The organism is Poseidonibacter ostreae (assembly GCF_009208075.1).
In the GTDB taxonomy this organism is placed as follows: domain Bacteria; phylum Campylobacterota; class Campylobacteria; order Campylobacterales; family Arcobacteraceae; genus Poseidonibacter; species Poseidonibacter ostreae.
In genome coordinates this window covers 1-738 of sequence record NZ_WFKJ01000118.1, presented here as the reverse complement: position 1 = coordinate 738, position 738 = coordinate 1, and the positions used below count along the sequence as shown (strand labels likewise).

1 protein-coding gene is annotated in these 738 nt (G+C 27.9%); it reads left to right on the top strand.

All coding sequences use genetic code 11. The features are described from left to right. Window positions 1-574, top strand: a 574-nt coding sequence (locus GBG18_RS15460) for a hypothetical protein (RefSeq protein ID WP_193311191.1), incomplete at its 5' end; no start/stop codon positions are given. Window positions 575-738: the final 164 nt, after the last annotated feature.

Sequence of the window (738 nt, the reverse complement as noted above, 5' to 3'; positions counted from 1 at the left end):
TATAGATGCTATCCCAGAAGATATTTGCCAACTTAAGAATTTAACTACCTTAACATTTGATGATAAACATCTATCATCTATAGCTAAATATTTAACATTTTTTCCAGATATTGACTCTATAGATCTTACTCATAGTAATTATGAGATAACATCAAAATTGATACAAAATCTAGGATTAAAACAAAATACCAAAGAGTGGCTAGAAAAAGAAGATAAAAAAATAAATGGTGCAATCAAAATATTTCAAGAGACTAATTTTACTCCTGAAGATGATATGGAGAGTATGGTTGAATATGGTTTATCTGTTGTAAATGTAGAGCCAGAAAAAGCTTTGAGAATCTACTATGACGCTATGGAACTCTATAAAGAAAATAATGAGGAATATCCACTTCCTGATAAAATTATAGATTTAAGTATAGCTATAATTTTAAATACTGCAAAATCAGATATACAATACGCTATAAATCTTCTTGATATTCTAGAGATAGAATTTAAGATAGAGACAATTGATAAGCTTATTGCAAAAACAGATGATGAAAAGTTTAAGAGTGTTTTAGAAAGAATGAGAGAATGAGAAAAATAGAGAGAATCCTATCTCTAATAGAGTATATATATAAAGTTTAGTTTTCTCAATAGAACAAGAAGAGTCCAAAGAGAAGTTATAGATGCTTTAATATATATGATATGGTTACCCTAATTAGGACACCAAATTCAGAGCAGTCTATTCCTTAACCTCTT